This is a genomic window from Halomonas sp. AOP12-B1-6, assembly GCF_052379225.1.
Classification (GTDB): Bacteria; Pseudomonadota; Gammaproteobacteria; order Pseudomonadales; family Halomonadaceae; genus Vreelandella; species Vreelandella casei.
This window is the reverse complement of record NZ_JBQSYK010000003.1, coordinates 312,717-328,144: the sequence shown is the minus strand read 5'-3', so window position 1 is coordinate 328,144 and position 15,428 is coordinate 312,717. Positions and strand designations below refer to the sequence as shown.

Genomic DNA, 15,428 nt, shown 5'->3' with positions numbered 1-15,428 from the left:
AAAAAGCGCAAAATGCAGACATGGATCATGTAGACAGCATTCTCAAACAGTGGCAGAAAGAGCGCCCCGATCTCGACGTGGTGCCAATGGGTACGCTTGGGCGGATTAAGCGGCTGAATCACTACTTAATGCGTGCCATGGAAAAGACATGGTCGAGATACGATCTGAATGGTGCCAGTTTCGATGTAATGGCAACGCTTCGCCGTGCGGGCGCGCCCTACGCGCTATCCCCCGGGGATTTGATGGCGTCCACGATGGTGACATCGGGCACCATGACGCACCGTATTAACGTGTTGGAAAAAGCTGGATTAATAAAACGGGTCAAAAACCCCGACGACGGTCGAGGGTTTTTGATCTCGCTTTCCCCGCAAGGGCTTGAAGTGATCAATGAGGCCGTGATTGCCCACATAGAGACGCAGGCACAGCTAGTCGCGGCCTTAACCGATGAGCAGGTCGTCCAACTGGATAACTTGTTGAAGCAGCTCTTAGTGGGTTTTGAGCAGCAGTAATAGCCAACATATTCGTATGCTAATCGTTATTTAATGTGAGCGTTAAAGTAACAACTTCTATCACGCTCCATTGCTTTTAAGTGCCTAAAGACGGCGCCGCTTTACCTCGACGATGGCGGCTAAGCTGACCTCGTGTAGACTCTTTACTGTCTACACAATCGATCAGCACAAGGCCCGACCAGCGCCATGACCCATTCGAACCACCATTTTTCCGATGCTGAGCAGCGTGGGCTGTACCGCGCTATACATGAGCGGCGCGATGTACGCTCGCAGTTCCTGCCTGATCCTATCCCACCAGAAATACTCGCGCGGCTTCTTAAGGCCGCCCACCATGCGCCTTCGGTGGGGTTTATGCAGCCTTGGGATTTCATCGTGATTGAAAGCCGAGACGTTAGAGAATCGGTACTGGCGATGTTTGAGCAGGAGAATCAGAAGGCTGCCGAGCAGTTTGAGGGAGAGCGCAATGAGCGTTACCGCGGTCTTAAGCTACAGGGCATTATGGAGAGTCCGCTTAATCTCTGTATTACCTGCGACCGCAGTCGGGGCGGCCCTAATGTGTTGGGACGCAATAGCATTCTAGAAACCGACTTATTTAGCACCTGCTTAGCCGTGCAAAACCTTTGGTTGGCGGCGCGGGCAGAAGGGGTTGGCGTCGGTTGGGTGAGTATCCTCGATCAAACGCAGCTGAGTGCTGCCCTCAAACTTCCTGATCATGTGTATCCAGTGGCGTACCTTTGCCTTGGCTATGTGAGCGAGTTTTTAGATCAGCCGGAGCTTGAAGCGAAAGGGTGGCGCTCGCGACTGCCGTTAAACGAGTTAGTGCACAGCGATAGCTGGGGCCAGCCGCCGACGGATAGCCAACTTGACGCAGCGCTGAGTGAACCGCGATAGCGCTTTGATCGCTGCTTGGCTCTCTCTGTACTCTGACCTTGGCTTCCTATAGCGGGGTGTCTCATTAGCCGCTATTGTATTCGTTCTTGCTTAATAAGGTAGAGGCAGCTAATGCACGATATTACTCTTCAGCGTCTCAGCGCCGACGACCCCAATATTCCGATCGTGGCAAGGTGGACCTTTGGCGCCTGGGGGCATTTGCACCCAGGGCTTACGTTGGAAGAGGCTATCGAGCTGACAAAAGCTGAATGCGGTAGCGCAGCGGTACCTTCTATTTTCGTCGCGATGAATGGGGAGTTGCCTGTCGGCACGGCCAGTCTGGTTGCCGATGATATGAGCATTCGCAGTGAACTGACTCCGTGGCTAGCCTCCGTATTTGTGGTACCCGAATGGCGGGGTAAGGGGATTGCTTCTGCCTTAGTGCAACGCGTAGAAGCCGAGGTGCTTGAGAGCGGTATGGAGCACTTTTATCTGTATACCCCTGATCAGCAGGCGCTTTATCGGCGTTTGGCTTGGCAAGAGGAAGAAACGCTTGAGTATCGAGGTGAAACCGTCACGCTGATGTCACGGCAGCTTGCGCAGTGACATCGCGACAGTTTTATAACAACAGCAATAGGTGATGCTATGCCTGAATTACATCAACTGACGGCGACGCAACTTTTGGACGGCTACCGAGCCCGTTCCTTCTCCCCAAGCGACGTGGCGGGTGCACTGATTGAACATATCGCCACGTGGGAGCCGCACATTAATGCGCTCTATGCTTATCAACCTGATGCATTCATTCGCGCCGCCAAGGCTTCTACTCAGCGCTGGGCCAAAGGCCAGCCAAGTGGGCATCTGGATGGTGTGCCAGTCACCTTAAAAGAATTAATTGCAACGCAAGGCATGCCCGTGCCCGGAGGCACAGGGCTTGGCGAGCAGGCGATAGCTACCGAGGATGCGCCAGCAGCGACACGCTTAAATGAAGACAATGCTCTGCTGCTGGCAAAAACGACATGTCCTGACTTTGGCATGCTCTCATCAGGTCTTTCGTCATTTCATGGTTTAACCCGCAACCCATGGGATTTAGCCTGCAATACCGGCGGTTCTAGCTCAGGTGCCGGGGCAGCCGCTGCCGCGGGGTTTGGCCCGCTGCATGTGGGGACTGATATCGGTGGCTCCATACGCCTGCCTGCAGCCTGGTGCGGCGTAGTGGGGTTTAAGCCCACGCTAGGCCGTGTGCCCATTGATCCGTATTATGTGGGCCGCTGTGCAGGGCCAATGACGCGCAGCGTAGAGGACGCCGCGCTAATGATGACTGTGCTCGCTCGCACAGACCGTCGCGATGCAATGCGCTTGCCCCCAGAAAAGATCCATTGGGCCGACTTAGCGTTAGACCTTCATGGCCTGCGCGTGGGTGTAATGATGGAGGCGGGCGGTGGGCTGCCTCTGGATGAAGAAATTCGCAACTACGTAGAGCAGGCTGCAAAGCAATTAGAAGCCGCTGGCGCAACGCTGGTTCCCCTCGCGCCAGTGCTGACACGTGAAATGCTGGATGGACTAAATCACTTTTGGCAGGGTCGTCAGTGGGGCGAGTTGATGAAGCTCTCGGCTAAAGAACGTGAGCAGGTGCTGCCCTCGATTCTCGCCTGGGCAGAGGGAGGGGCTCGCTTAACGGGTGTCGACGCGGTGCAAGGTTTTCAGCAAACCATGGTGATGCGCCGCGCGACAGAAGCCGTGTTTGATAAGGTAGATGCGGTGATTTCACCCACGACGCCCAATATCGCATTTCCAGCAGAGTGGTCATCGCCTACGAATGATCCATCCCAGCCGTTTGAACACATTTTCTACACCGTGCCATGGAATATGGGCGAGCAGCCGGCGATCTCACTTAATGCCGGGTTTAGCCGGGCAACGACTTCCTTCAATATGCCTATTGGCGTTCAACTGATGGGCCCCCGTTTTGCTGATCATTTTGTTTTAAAGCTAGCGAAACAGTTGGAAGACCGATTAGCGTTACCCATGCGGTGGCCAACACTGCCGGCCGTGAATTGATGTCATTCAATAATGAATAAGGGGATATCGATGAGACGCTTGATTGTGCTGCCTACCTCCAGGGCGGGCTGGTGGCTGTTAGTCGCTTTTGTGGCGCTGGTGTTAGCGGGCACATGGCCAGTGATTGGCTGGGTGAACCGCGCAACGCTGGTGATGGGGTTGCCGCTCATGGTGGTGTGGAGCTACCTGATTATTTTTGCCTGCGTGGCCGTCATGCTCGTTGGCAATCATATTGTAGAGAGAGACGATCATGAATAGCGTTTGGCCTCTGCTGATTACCTTAACGTATGTGGCTATCGCGATGATCATTGGCCTGCGTGCTCGCAATGGGTGTGCCAACAATGCCGATATGAACAGCCTAGAAGAGTGGGGCGTGGCAGGACGCAGCATGGGGCCGGTCACGTTATATCTGCTGATTGCCGCCGGGAGTGTCAGTGCTTACACCTTCATGGGCGCGCCAGGATGGGCCTATTCCAAAGGCGTGGCGGTGTTTTACGTAGCGATCTACCTCGCTTATTTGGCGCTGATAGCCTGGTATTTCGGGCCCAAGGTGTGGCAGTTCGGTGAGCAGTTTGGCCACGTAACCCAGGCAAGCGCGATTGCTGACCGTTATCAAAGCCCCGCGCTGGGCGCTTTAGCGGCGTTAGTGATGGCGATTGGCTCTGTCGCTTATGCGGTACTGCAAACGATCGGTTCGGCGTACATTTTGTTCGTAATGAGCGGAGGAGTGATCCCCATTTGGCTGGGTGTGCTGTCAGTGCTGGCCTGTATTGCGGTCTACCTGTACGCCAGCGGACAGCGGGCGATTGGCCGTACCAATGCGTTTCAGGGCGTACTCATGCTGATCGTTGCTTGGGCGGTTGGTTTATGGGCGGTCCATAGCGCTACCGGAGGGCTGAGCTTTGCGGGCGTATTTGAGCGCATTCAAACTGAACACGGTGAGTTTTTAACGCTGCCGGGGGCGGGCGGTGATATGAGCTTTAGCTTCTGGACGACATCGATCATCGTTTCAATGTTTTCGTTTATGCCGCCGGTATGGACCCAGTGGATGAGTGCTTCATCAGCGCGCACTATCCGCCGTAGCGCGACTTGGTTACCTACTTATTACGTGGTGATATTACCCATGGTAGTGGTGGGGTTTATCGGCATTTACTCACTGCCGGAGTTGGCGCGTGCTGATACGGTTGCCCTTGAATACGCGATGCAGCACTTGCCCGTCGTGCTAGTCGGATTACTGGGGGCGGGCACCTTGGCGGCATCGATGTCTTCAAGCGAGCCTTTTATCCACTCGGTATCGCTGTCACTTAGTAAAGATGTGCTTCAACCGGTGTTAAAACTCTCTGAAGGGGCGACTGGCAAGCTCGCACGGCTATTAATTCTACCCATCATGTTTCTGGTGGTTGCCCCATTGGCTATTGCTGAGCCGGGTAGTTTGGTGATGATTCTGTTAGTGGGGCTAGGGTTTGCCTCCCAGGTATTACCGGCGTTCATTGGTATGTTTTTCTGGCCGCGGGCTTCTCGTCTGGGTGTGATGGCTGGCATTGTGGCGGGATTTTTAGTCACCGTTGCGTTTACAACGCTATGGCCGCATCCGCTGGGCATTCATGCAGGCTTCTGGGGGCTAATGATCAACCTGCCAGTCTTTGTGGCTGTGTCTTTAATCACCCCAGCGACCAATGCCGAGATAGTTGAGCGCTTTTTTCGTATTGCTGCGCCGCGTGGTTTTACTAGGCTTGGGGGCGCGAAAAAATAGCCACGGGCAATGGCATTTACCATGATGAATGCATCCGTCAAATGATGGCGCCAAAGTCTCACCGGTTTGGCTATAACCCTTCATACTACCAACAAAAAGCCGGTTCACTCGTGAACCGGCTTTGCAGTATTTCTAAAGGATTTTTTTAATCATCTCGTGATGCAAAAATCAATTAACGCCTGCCGCGCCGCCGACTATGCCGCTACGAAAGTCGTTGTTACTGCCACTGCGGTTTTTGAGATGATTAGACACGGTGTCTTCAGGTGAGCCTGCCATTTCCCGGAACATGCCCATCGAGCCCAGCAGCGCCGACGATTCATAGGGTACGAATACTCGCTCGCCGTCTTTTGCCATGTTGGGTAATACTTTGATGTAACTCTGGCCGAGTAGATAGCCTACTACGGTCCGCTTGTTTTCTTCACTGTCGCCAATGGCGCTAAGTACCAGCTTGATCGACTCCTGCTCGCCCTGGGCGCGCAAAATTGCTGACTCTTTATCACCCTGAGCATTGAGGATGGAGGACTCTCGCTGCCCCTGAGCCATGGCAATCGCCGCTGATTTTTCACCCTCAGCTTCGGTGACGGTAGCACGGCGTTTACGCTCAGCGGCCATTTGCAGGCGCATGGCGGTTTCAACTTCTTCCGGCATGGCGATATCCTGCACTTCAACACGAGATATTTTTATACCCCACTTAGAAGCGGGTTCTTCCATTGCCGCTTGAATCTCATTGTTCACTTCCGCGCGGGATTCGAACAGCTTATCCAGCTCCATCTTGCCGACGACTGAACGCAGCGTTGTCTTGGCCAGTACCTCAACCGCCTGGCTCATATTGACAACCTCGTAGACGGCCCGTTTAGGGTCGATAATCTGGTAGTAGAGCGCGCCATTAATACGCACCGTCACGTTATCTGTCGTCACCACCGGCTGGCCGGGGAAGTCCATTACCGTTTCGCGGCGGTCGATCCGGATTTCGTCGGTGGTGATCGCGGTGTATTCATCACCGAGTTTGCGATAGCGCAGCATAGTGATGGCGCGGGGTTGTTCGATAAACGGGATAATAATGTTAATACCACTTTCCAATACGCGATTGAACGACCCAAGCCGTTCCACCACCATTACTTCAGATTGGCGGATAATGATTAAGCCTTTAGAAATAATCACGACCGCGATCGCAACAACAATTAGGCTTATTAATAAACCTGGGCTAATAGGTAAATCCATTGTTAGGGTTCCTTGCGTTGTGAGTTGTCTTCTTGAGGGGCAATGTCTGCAGGCTGATATAGCGTGACCAAAGCGGTAGTACCTTCAAAGCGCCTAAATACTACCGTTGTGCCGTTGGGGAACTCGATTTCACCAGTATCAAGATCGCGTAACCGGTAGAAATCGCCGTTTACTTTAATGCCGGTGGCATCATCAAAATCACGGCGCAGGGTCGTATAGTGATTGCCTTTCTCTACGCCAGTTCCTGTTGTCCCGTAGGCGACTCCGCGGGGTGAAAAGCGCGGACGAATGACCATAACGCATAGCGGTAGCAGCACCCCGGTAAAAATAGCCATGCTAAGCAGTTGCCAGGGGAGCGTTAATCCCAGTGCTGTAACGGCCGCCGTTAGCGCCGCGGCAATACCCAGTGCAAGCAGCACCATCGCGCCAGAAGTAAGCTCTGCCAAACTTAATAGTAGGGCGAGTACTAGCCAGCTGTAAGCCGGGTTCCAGTCCATGTGCTCTCCAATGCTATTTATCGGTAATGCTATACAGGGTAACCCACTTGGCACATATTGACCTGTGGGCAGCCTTTAGGTTTTAAACTTTAATTACCACTATTGCCCAAAAGAGCATTGCTATGCCGATTTATGCGAACACCCCATCGTCCACATCACGACCAGTCTCTGCCTTCAAAATGGTTCCAAGCCTATGTGTTGTAGCCGGGGTGCTGATGGCGCCGTCTATTTATGCCCAAGAGCTAGGTCACCATGGAGGCCACGGCGACCAAAGAGATGCTGCTCACGCCCATCAGGACAATCCTGCTATAGCTGCTTATAAAGCCGCCAATGATCAAATGCATGAAGATATGGCTATGTCGTTTACTGGCGACCCAGATGTGGATTTCGCACAAGGCATGATTCCCCACCACGAAGGCGCGATCGCCATGGCTGAAATTGTGCTGGAGTACGGCGAAGATGAAGAGATTCGTCAACTGGCCGAGGAAATTATTGCCGCTCAAGAGAGTGAAATTGCGTTCTTAAAAGAGTGGCTTGAGGAAAACGGGCAGCAGTAACAGGCACTTTAAACATCGCGGCAGATCGTTAATTCAGCCATGTTGCTATCAGATGTCTTTGGCGGCCTGGGCTACTTCATCCAGCGCCCAGGCCGAAGGCAATAACAGCGTAGCGAGTGTCAGTCCTACCAGTGTGGTCAGTAGATTTGGTCGTTTTTAATACCGTTAGGGCCCAAAGAACTTCATTGGAAAATAGGAGAGAGGTGGTTCGCGATTGAGCCACTCTCCCATCATGCGTTCACCTTCTTCGCGCTGTTCCGGGGTTATCTCATCACTGTCGCCGAAATAGCTTAGTGCGTTCTCGATATGTATGTTCGGCGCTTCTTCATTAACGGCAAGAAGAATGGCCCAGCCTTTAGCGGGATTTCTCTCCGTCTGGCACATGCCGTTTTTCTCTTCATCAGGCTCTATATAGCAATAAGCAAGCCATTGTCTAGCATTGATATGCCCAGCCTCAGAAGCCCTCACCATCCACTGCCAAGCCTCGTCATCATGGCCCTGGTCATGTAGAAAACGCGCCAAGCTACTCATGGCACGTGGATAACCCAATTCCGCTGCCCTACGATATAACTGCTCTGCTGCGTTCAGGCGCTCAGTATCGTCTGGATAGCCTGCACGGCCATCGCGGACTCGCCCTGCCAGCTTGAATTGTGCTTCCACGTTTCCTGCTTCAGCCGCTTTTTCCAGCCAATACTGAGGCTCAGCATCGTACCCTTGGGTGGCATAAAGCGGGTAGAGCGCAAACATTGCATTTGTGTTGCCTGCTTCTGCTAGAGGCAGGGCATCTGCAATTGCTGCTTCGACCCAGTCATCACCATCGTCTGGGCATATTTGTTGCTTTTCACATGCATCATGTAAGAGCAGCATGGAGTAGAGTTCGCCCTGCTGCGCGGCACGGTAGTACCACTCCTGCGAGTGGCTCGCTTCACCAAGATAAAACATTGCGTCTATGTCGCCCGCTTCTGCCGCTATTTCTAAATAAGGAATGCTCTCTTCGCGCTGAAGGGCATTGTAGAGCCTCATACCTTCATCTTTAGCAGCTTGCGCTTCTTTGTCCAATGCCCAGGCGGAAGATAACGTTAGCGTAGTTAACGTTAATCCTACCAGCTTAGCTAGCGTAGTTAGTCGCATAGTTAACACCATCATGCCTTCACCCTTCTTCACGTTGTTCAGACTCGATTAATAGAGCGCTTGCTATTTAATTTAATCTTGTGGGTGAATCCAGTATGAAATAATCCGGTCTTCTTCATAATCATAACTTAATTTCATTTCATAGATTCTGTGAAATCTGTCTAATGACCAAAACCATACCTTATTTGAATATTCACATGTCAATTTTTGTCTAGATTGGTAAGATTCTTTACACTCCTTTATATGCATTTTTTTCCAGTTAATGCGAAGGTTTTTGGCCATCCAGTTAAGCTGTATTATTTCATCTTCAATCCACTCTCTTGGGTCAGTGGTAGTTCGGCTAGTTTCCGAATAAGATGGCCATGCACCATCAAAATCCATTTGGAAAGGCTGATCGTTTTCATCGAATTCGTTTTGTTCCAAATAAGCCTGACGATATATCTCCCTATTGTGAGATGAAAGCAAGTACAATGTCGCTTGCTCATGATCCTGATCCTTAATGGCTTCTATGAAACTGACCATGGTGGAGGGCGGGGGAGGTCCTTTCGGTTGCATGTATAAAAATATTGATACCAAAAACGCCGCTAATATGGAAAAAGTAATGGCTTTGACTTTCATGTTTTAAAGAGCTCGCTTGTTAAGCGCCAATCAGAAGTGGTTAGCGCAAGATGCTTTACGGTGTTATGATGAATAAAGTTCTATTCTAAATCGACGTAATTCAGTCTCTACAAGCCTTTTTCTTGCTTCCTCATTATCACAGCTTACTGTACTGCATATATTCTCATTTAAATTATACTGAGAAATTTTGTCATGAGCTTCTAATGAGATGCTTTTGGAGGCTTCGATATCGTCTTCATGATAATATGCTTTAGCAATTTCAAGCTGGACGATTGCTTTGCTGAGAGAGTTAAGGAGATCAGGAAGGATTGCCTTTGCTTCTTCAATATTCCCTTGTCTAGCCAGAGAAATTCCATGACTTTCCAAGCGATGATTTCGAATTTCTGGTGTAGAAATAGCACTAATTATAATAAGTTTTACTTGGTTTTCAGAGAGCTCTTCAGATGCTCTATCCTCTAGTGAAAGTGCCTCTGAAAGTATATCTTCGGCCGATTGACCAGACGAAAAAGTAGGATTTTCGAGAATCTCTTTCCCTTTCTTCGTAGCCGCATACCGCGTACGAATTCTTTCAAGCTTGTACCTCGCTTGGCTATAAACAGCAAGTTTGTCGCTGATAGAAGCGTCATTTTCCAGCGCGTCTATTTCCGTTATATCCTCCATTAAAGACTTATAAAGACGGTTTGCTTCACGCTCCTCCTTTGAGCATCCTGACAAAAGTAAAAAAAGAAATAACATGATGATAAATTTTATCGAAGCTTTCATTTATTTCACATCCTTGATGCTGTCTATGTTTAGAGAGTTTTAAGTAACAATTGACATCTCAACATGTCCTTGCTCAGGTTCAGTTTGTGTATACTTGCATGCTTTCAATACTTATATTGCTGCTGTGGATTCTGGGGGGGTTATAAACCCGCCTCTACAATTCGTCGAAGCGATACTTCAGCAGAACACAAATACCCACTTCATCACCGTTTTCTGCTGCGATCTCAAGCGGAGGTTGCATCTTTTCCCACTGGTGGATACCTCACAGTTGCATGCCTTCCTCTTTGGCGGCTTGTGCCTCTTAATCCAGCGCCCAAGCCGCAGGCAATAACAGCGTCGCGAGTGTTAGTCCTGACAGTGTGGGCAGTAGGTTTGATCTTTTCGGTAACATTACGGGCCAAACTTCTCGGGGAACTGCGATAGCGAAGGCTCTTTTGTTAACCACTCTTCTTTAATAGCTTCGGCTTCATCTAATTGATCTTTGCTAAGTTTAGACTTAAAGTTATCTAGAAGTCCTTTCACCATTTCAAGATTCGCTTGTTGCCTTAAAGCAGACAAAATCCCTACACCTTTGACAATGTCTTTATTATTCTGACATAGCGCATCCCTTTCAGGCTCTAGATAGCACCAGCCAACTCCTAAACGTGCATCAACATGTCCTTTATCGGATGCTAGCTGCATCCATCTCCATGCCTGCTCAGGTTGTCCTAACTCCATAAAATTAAGAGAAAGGTTGTGAATGGCGGGCACGTAACCAAGCTCAGCTCCTTGGTTAAACCAATACTCCGCAGCTTCCAGGCGCTCAGTATCGCTGGTGTAACCCTCTTCGTCGTTGCGGGCTATCTCTCCGAGCAAGTTCATGGATTCCACATGGCCCGCCTCGGCGGCGCGCCGTAGCCATTTCATCGCTTCGTCTTCATCGGGGTCTTCAACGTAGTAATAAATATCGTACAGCGCGGCCATGGCGTCGGGGTCGTCTGCTTCGGCCTTGGGCAGCGTGAGCTCCAATGCCGCCTGGGGCCAGTCATCGCCATTTTCCGGGCAGACGTCACCCAGCTCGCAGGCCCCACCATCAAACAGGCGCAGCATGGCGTGGGGGTCACCATGTTGGGCGGCTTGGTGATACCACTCTAAAGCTGCTTGGTTCATCCCCATATGCCGTAAACGGTTCACTTCGCCTAGGTAGTACATCGCTTCGACATCACCCGCTTCTGCTGCTTGCTCTAAAAAAGGCGTACTGATAGAGCGTTGATGAGTATTGTATAAGCGCATCCCTTCATCTTTGGCGGCTTGTGCCTCTTCGTCCAGTGCCCACGCAGAAGGTATCATAAGCGCTGTGAGTGTCAGTCCTGCCAGTGTGACCAGTAAGTTTGATCGCATAATCTCATTCCTTATTTAGCGGCTTTCTGCAGTAGCACACACTTCCGTTGCAAGTCCTGCGACGTAGCCGCGGTAGTTAACTTTTGCTAAAGCAGCTTGCTGACTCCTTGTGCCAACCCGCTCCATAAATCCCTCCAAGTCACGTTTACGGCGCTGGTAGGCATGGCTCGGGTCGTCATGCCATGGCTTGCCGGTCTCGCTCATACAAATAAGCGCTTTGGCAAACAGATATTGTGAGGGCGTGGGGGCTTCTCTGCTAAAGCGACACAGTGTCCCATAAACGCCGGTCGTGACACCCTCTACAATCCAGCCTAAGCAGTTAGCAATGGCGATTTGCTGATAGTCCAATGCTTCATGAGCATTAAAGCTTTGGCTGTTGCCACCACTTCTTCCTCTACCGGGCTCTTCTACCTCAAACCTTCTTGGATCGCTAACGAGCAGGTATAGCAGTGCTCCCAGCGAATCAGGAGTGAGCTGCTGCACCCAAGCTTTCATCTGATCTAAATCCTCGCCATCGCGCGTTGCGAGTACATATGCAATCGGCCCCGCGTTCTGCCCACCGATCATGGCACTATAGAGCCGCTCGATACCTGCTTGGCCGCGAGCGGCAAGCAGACCGACATTCAGCAGGGTGGTGGTGGCGAGATAGCCCAGCCGGCCCATGCTTTGGTAGGCGTCATCATCGATCCAATCGGGTTGGACGTAGTTGTTATCCACCATGGCGCGATGGAGCATCACTAGCCACAAATCCAGGCTGTCGATATCCAGTTCGACGGAAAAACTGCCCCCAGCTCCTTTGCCGATCACGACGCGTGCGGCCATACGTAACACGAACTTGCCGTTCTGCATCCCCAGTGCTAAGCCAAGCCTTCCCCCTAAGCCTTCAGCCACTTCCATCGCAAGGGTGGCGGTGCCAAGTTTGCGCCACCCCGTCAGTGACTGACTGGCGCGCTGCATGTTCATCTCGGAGCGCGCCGCCCGGTTGGGGAGGATGCGTTCTAGGTTAGCGGGTGGCTCCCAGCTTAATGCGCAGCGGGTTTCGATACTCAGCCGGGCACCGGCAAAGGCCTCGATGGTTGCGCCTTCGGCTTCCCGTTTTGCCCAATCGACACCGCTCACGCTGAGGCCTTCCTCGCCAAGGGAGATGCCCGTCTCGGCCGCCAGTGCTAGGCTGGCACCCGCAAACCCTTTGGCAACTGCGTCCACGACTAAGACATAGCGGCCTAATGCGCGCTGTTCATCAACCTCGGAGAGAGTGGCGACCACCTGCTGAGCCTGCTCTTCTCGCGGCAGGACTAGTCGCCCCAGTGGCAGCTCCCCCCGCGCCAGGCTAAAGGTGCCCTTGGTTTCCCAGCGATAGGTGGCCTCGGCAGAACTCTTGTTTGAATCACTATCATCGAGTTGCCACATACCATTGGAAGGCCGCTTGATGGCAAGCTCGTCGCGCCGTGTGGTCTTCAGCCCGTTACTTCCGCCACTGCTCATTTCCAGTTCGCCGTCTAAGAACGTCAGTGTGGATTGCTGGGCGACGACATCCCAGGGGGTATCGCGGTCGCCGTCACTGCGTGGTTCGTTGAGATCAAACCTGGCCATGCCGACCAGCCGCATCATCTGGGCCTGAGCGCTGGCGTCGAACAAGCGCAGCCGTTCACGGCTCGGGCCGGTGAACAGAATTTTCTGCAGCGCGGCTCCCCACTGTTCTTTACTGGCGCCGTCGAGAGAGTCAACTTCATGCCCCTGCTCCTCAAGGTAGGCGAAAAAGCTTTCAGGCTGGAAAAAACCCAACGGCTCTTCATGCCAGTCGAAACGATGCTCTATTGGCTCACAGCCACGCCCTTGCAGCCATTGGGAGAGCGCGCTTTCAGGCGCCTCCCATAACTTTGCAGGCAATACCCCGTCCGCGCCCATGGAATTATCCAGCCGTTGCCGCTCGGTTCGGGTCATGGCGGGCATCAACTGATAAAGGCTGAGGTGACTGAGCGACTGGCCTGCCTGGGGGGAGCTAAACTCGCGTAATGGGAAATCACGGCGAACCAGCAGCTCGATCTCGCGCTTCTGGTAGCCCATAGCATGGCGGTCGTCTTCTATATCGGTATGCCAGATAAGGACGCGACCGGGCTCCATCTTGCTGACGGCGTCATCGGTCCGTGTGAACAGATCGCTTAGCGTCTCCTGGAGGTTTTCATAATGTTGCCGTTCTTGTTCGAACAAAAAGATAGGCAGTTTGGCATTGCCGGCGGTGCCGCTTTCCCATTCGCTGAGTTTTTCCTCAACCGCCTGGTGTAACTCGACGCTTTGCTTGAGCACTTTGCAGTAAGTGTCGAAGGCACTGACACCCTCGTCCAGCGCCTCTGTTTCGACGTTGGCTGCCGATAGCGCCAGTTCGGGGGTGGCGATACCGAGCGAAGCAAGGGTGAGGATACTCTCCAGATAGTCGCTATACTTGCTTTCCTGCTGCTCAGAGAGCTGCTGGACGTGGCCCACAAAGTTACATTGCTGCGCTGCCTCGTCAGGCGGCATGGATTCGCACAAACCAATGAAGGTTTGATACTCGGCGAGCACCTCTTGCAGCGAGAAGGGAGTGGCTTCTCCTTCGCTTCCAGGGTTGAAGTGATACTCGCGCTGAGCCAAGGCCCGGCACGAACGGTAGGTTTCCAACGCCTGCTCGATTTCTGTTTCCCAGGGACCATAGTAGTTTTCACCTTCGATACTATAGCCCGCTTCCTGCGCGCGATTTAGGCCCGCTTGGTAAAGGTCACGCAGTTCGTCTTCCAGGCGCACAGCGCTGGGGTCTCTGAAATGTCGCGCTAAGTGATCCAATAACGCGGGCGTCGTGAATTGCCAGAGCAAAGAGCGTTGGCGCGCAATGCGATCTTCCAAGCTCTCTTGGTCAACAGAGGTAATTTCAATTAGCTGTTCGAAACACGACTTATAACGTGCTCTTTCGCTGTCGTCGAGGAAGTTTTCGGCGCGGGTCGGCAGTAGGCACTCCATTAGTCCGGCTTCTTCGTTGAGTACCCGAAGTCGCTCGGTGGCATCCTCTTCTTGTGTCCACGCCTTAAGCTGTTCTGCGGCTTCCAGTAAGATGTCTGAGACCTCTTCCGTCAGCAACCAGAACGTATGCGTTCCTGGCAGATACAGAATATCGGCCCAGCATTGCTCTTTGCAGACGTGCGCTGCGCTTTTCCCGGCGCTTTCGCCGTCAGATTCCGGTGGCTCAAAGATGTTGACCACCATCGGGTCAAGATGGCGCTCTGAGGTTTGCTCAGTACTCATAACAGGCGCTCCAACTGCTGTACTTTTTGGCGTGAAGAAAGGGGCGTGTTCAGAATGTCGTCTATCTGAATATGCAGCCTTTCGCCTACGTCCGTAATAATGGGCAATAGCCGCTTTAAATGATCCGAGCGGCTGATGCCTGCCTGCATCGCTATTTTCATCCGTGCCAACCAAGCATTGGGTAAAGAAGCTAGCGGTGTCTTCGTCATTCGGCTCAACCACCACGCCTGTTGGCTTTCGTTCAACGCAGATTCCATATCAGCAGTAAGCTGCCAGCGTTCCGGTGCAGAGGACGTTGGCGCATCGGCCTGCCAAATAGACCACTGGCCCTGAGGTGTGGGGGTTGCCACTTGATGCAGAGGAGTTAACCAGTGTGAGTAAATGCTTGCGGGGGCGCTGGCGAGCAGTGCGATCCAGGCCGCAGGCTGTTGAAGGTTGATCAGTGATTTGCCGCTGTGGGGGTCATCCAGTACAAAAAGGGCCCGCAAGTGGTCTGCAATGCTATGTAGGGCTTGATTTGCTTGTGGCTGGCATACCCATCCCAAACCTTGCTGGCAGAGATTTTTGGCGTAATGCCAAGCTTCACTGCCTACTTCAACATCCAGTAGCCAGGGGCTGGCATCCAGTAGAGGCGAAAGCGGCGTGCCCGCAAATAGCGTGACAAAATCACGTTTGCCGGTAAGTGATAGCAGTAGTCTGCATTGCTCAGGCGACCGGCGCTGGTCAAGTACCACAAATCCGCGCTGCCTATTCTCCATCTCAGATAGGTTATCCACCGGACGGCACCGTTCTGCTAGTT

15 protein-coding genes are annotated in these 15,428 nt (G+C 52.4%); 7 read left to right on the top strand and 8 right to left on the bottom strand.

Annotation, left to right across the window (positions count from 1 at the left end):
- Positions 1 to 20 precede the first annotated feature (20 nt).
- The 6 genes from ACT3TR_RS10615 to ACT3TR_RS10590 all read left to right on the top strand — a co-directional run bounded on the left by ACT3TR_RS10615 (position 21) and on the right by ACT3TR_RS10590 (position 5,187).
- Entirely contained in the window at positions 21 to 509 is a 489-nt protein-coding gene (locus tag ACT3TR_RS10615; RefSeq protein ID WP_444625235.1) for a MarR family winged helix-turn-helix transcriptional regulator, read from the top strand.
- A gap of 186 nt (positions 510 to 695) precedes the next feature.
- Positions 696 to 1,400: a 5,6-dimethylbenzimidazole synthase gene (bluB, locus tag ACT3TR_RS10610; protein WP_444625236.1), complete on the top strand. Its 705-nt coding sequence runs from the start codon at positions 696 to 698 to the stop codon at positions 1,398 to 1,400.
- A 111-nt stretch (positions 1,401 to 1,511) separates the two neighbouring features.
- Positions 1,512 to 1,985: a GNAT family N-acetyltransferase gene (locus ACT3TR_RS10605; RefSeq protein ID WP_096278729.1), complete on the top strand. Its 474-nt coding sequence runs from the start codon at positions 1,512 to 1,514 to the stop codon at positions 1,983 to 1,985.
- Positions 1,986 to 2,024: 39 nt separating this feature from the next.
- Positions 2,025 to 3,434, top strand: a complete 1,410-nt coding sequence (locus ACT3TR_RS10600; RefSeq protein ID WP_444625237.1) for an amidase — start codon at positions 2,025 to 2,027, stop codon at positions 3,432 to 3,434.
- Positions 3,435 to 3,464: 30 nt separating this feature from the next.
- On the top strand, positions 3,465 to 3,692 hold the full coding sequence (locus ACT3TR_RS10595; RefSeq protein WP_441684642.1) for a hypothetical protein: 228 nt from the start codon (positions 3,465 to 3,467) through the stop codon (positions 3,690 to 3,692).
- The gene (locus ACT3TR_RS10590) at positions 3,685 to 5,187 is read left to right on the top strand and encodes a sodium:solute symporter family protein (protein WP_444625238.1); all 1,503 of its coding nucleotides are present in this window, start codon (positions 3,685 to 3,687) and stop codon (positions 5,185 to 5,187) included. The genes ACT3TR_RS10595 and ACT3TR_RS10590 overlap by 8 nt, the downstream gene beginning before the upstream one ends.
- A 168-nt stretch (positions 5,188 to 5,355) precedes the next feature.
- Here ACT3TR_RS10590 and ACT3TR_RS10585 read toward each other — a convergent pair whose 3' ends face one another.
- Entirely contained in the window at positions 5,356 to 6,408 is a 1,053-nt protein-coding gene (locus ACT3TR_RS10585; RefSeq protein ID WP_444625239.1) for an SPFH domain-containing protein, read from the bottom strand.
- Positions 6,409 to 6,410: 2 nt separating this feature from the next.
- Positions 6,411 to 6,905, bottom strand: a complete 495-nt coding sequence (locus ACT3TR_RS10580; RefSeq protein ID WP_444625240.1) for a nodulation efficiency, NfeD-like protein — start codon at positions 6,903 to 6,905, stop codon at positions 6,411 to 6,413.
- A gap of 215 nt (positions 6,906 to 7,120) precedes the next feature.
- On the opposite strand from ACT3TR_RS10580, the gene copM reads away from it, so the two are divergent.
- Positions 7,121 to 7,462 carry a CopM family metallochaperone gene (gene copM / locus ACT3TR_RS10575; protein ID WP_444625241.1) on the top strand — a complete coding sequence of 114 codons (342 nt, stop codon included), beginning with the start codon at positions 7,121 to 7,123 and terminating at the stop codon, positions 7,460 to 7,462.
- Between the two features lie 165 nt (positions 7,463 to 7,627).
- On the opposite strand, the gene ACT3TR_RS10570 is transcribed toward copM, so the two are convergent.
- From ACT3TR_RS10570 to ACT3TR_RS10545, 6 genes are all read right to left on the bottom strand, one after another.
- Complete coding sequence (locus ACT3TR_RS10570; protein WP_444625242.1) at positions 7,628 to 8,593, bottom strand: tetratricopeptide repeat protein; 966 nt, start codon at positions 8,591 to 8,593, stop codon at positions 7,628 to 7,630.
- A gap of 72 nt (positions 8,594 to 8,665) precedes the next feature.
- Positions 8,666 to 9,211, bottom strand: a complete 546-nt coding sequence (locus tag ACT3TR_RS10565; protein ID WP_444625243.1) for a hypothetical protein — start codon at positions 9,209 to 9,211, stop codon at positions 8,666 to 8,668.
- A gap of 63 nt (positions 9,212 to 9,274) precedes the next feature.
- A complete protein-coding gene (locus tag ACT3TR_RS10560) occupies positions 9,275 to 9,973 on the bottom strand; it encodes a hypothetical protein (RefSeq protein WP_444625244.1) in 699 nt (232 codons plus the stop codon).
- A 390-nt stretch (positions 9,974 to 10,363) separates the two neighbouring features.
- Positions 10,364 to 11,353, bottom strand: coding sequence for a tetratricopeptide repeat protein (locus tag ACT3TR_RS10555; protein WP_444625245.1), 990 nt, complete (start codon positions 11,351 to 11,353; stop codon positions 10,364 to 10,366).
- 15 nt (positions 11,354 to 11,368) lie between these two features.
- Positions 11,369 to 14,629 carry a hypothetical protein gene (locus ACT3TR_RS10550; protein WP_444625246.1) on the bottom strand — a complete coding sequence of 1,087 codons (3,261 nt, stop codon included), beginning with the start codon at positions 14,627 to 14,629 and terminating at the stop codon, positions 11,369 to 11,371.
- Positions 14,626 to 15,405, bottom strand: a complete 780-nt coding sequence (locus ACT3TR_RS10545; protein ID WP_444647232.1) for a DUF4123 domain-containing protein — start codon at positions 15,403 to 15,405, stop codon at positions 14,626 to 14,628. The genes ACT3TR_RS10550 and ACT3TR_RS10545 overlap by 4 nt, the downstream gene beginning before the upstream one ends.
- Positions 15,406 to 15,428: the final 23 nt, after the last annotated feature.

What these genes read in the sequence shown, in the direction of transcription:
- ACT3TR_RS10550 (WP_444625246.1), bottom strand. Translation starts at nt 14,629, where the DNA reads ATGAGTACTGAGCAAACCTCAGAGCGCCATCTTGACCCGATGGTGGTC.
- ACT3TR_RS10605 (WP_096278729.1), top strand. Translation starts at nt 1,512, where the DNA reads ATGCACGATATTACTCTTCAGCGTCTCAGCGCCGACGACCCCAATATT.
- ACT3TR_RS10555 (WP_444625245.1), bottom strand. Translation starts at nt 11,353, where the DNA reads ATGCGATCAAACTTACTGGTCACACTGGCAGGACTGACACTCACAGCG.
- ACT3TR_RS10585 (WP_444625239.1), bottom strand. Translation starts at nt 6,408, where the DNA reads ATGGATTTACCTATTAGCCCAGGTTTATTAATAAGCCTAATTGTTGTT.
- ACT3TR_RS10565 (WP_444625243.1), bottom strand. Translation starts at nt 9,211, where the DNA reads ATGAAAGTCAAAGCCATTACTTTTTCCATATTAGCGGCGTTTTTGGTA.
- ACT3TR_RS10600 (WP_444625237.1), top strand. Translation starts at nt 2,025, where the DNA reads ATGCCTGAATTACATCAACTGACGGCGACGCAACTTTTGGACGGCTAC.
- ACT3TR_RS10595 (WP_441684642.1), top strand. Translation starts at nt 3,465, where the DNA reads ATGAGACGCTTGATTGTGCTGCCTACCTCCAGGGCGGGCTGGTGGCTG.
- copM (WP_444625241.1), top strand. Translation starts at nt 7,121, where the DNA reads ATGGCGCCGTCTATTTATGCCCAAGAGCTAGGTCACCATGGAGGCCAC.
- bluB (WP_444625236.1), top strand. Translation starts at nt 696, where the DNA reads ATGACCCATTCGAACCACCATTTTTCCGATGCTGAGCAGCGTGGGCTG.
- ACT3TR_RS10580 (WP_444625240.1), bottom strand. Translation starts at nt 6,905, where the DNA reads ATGGACTGGAACCCGGCTTACAGCTGGCTAGTACTCGCCCTACTATTA.
- ACT3TR_RS10590 (WP_444625238.1), top strand. Translation starts at nt 3,685, where the DNA reads ATGAATAGCGTTTGGCCTCTGCTGATTACCTTAACGTATGTGGCTATC.
- ACT3TR_RS10560 (WP_444625244.1), bottom strand. Translation starts at nt 9,973, where the DNA reads ATGAAAGCTTCGATAAAATTTATCATCATGTTATTTCTTTTTTTACTT.
- ACT3TR_RS10570 (WP_444625242.1), bottom strand. Translation starts at nt 8,593, where the DNA reads ATGCGACTAACTACGCTAGCTAAGCTGGTAGGATTAACGTTAACTACG.
- ACT3TR_RS10615 (WP_444625235.1), top strand. Translation starts at nt 21, where the DNA reads ATGGATCATGTAGACAGCATTCTCAAACAGTGGCAGAAAGAGCGCCCC.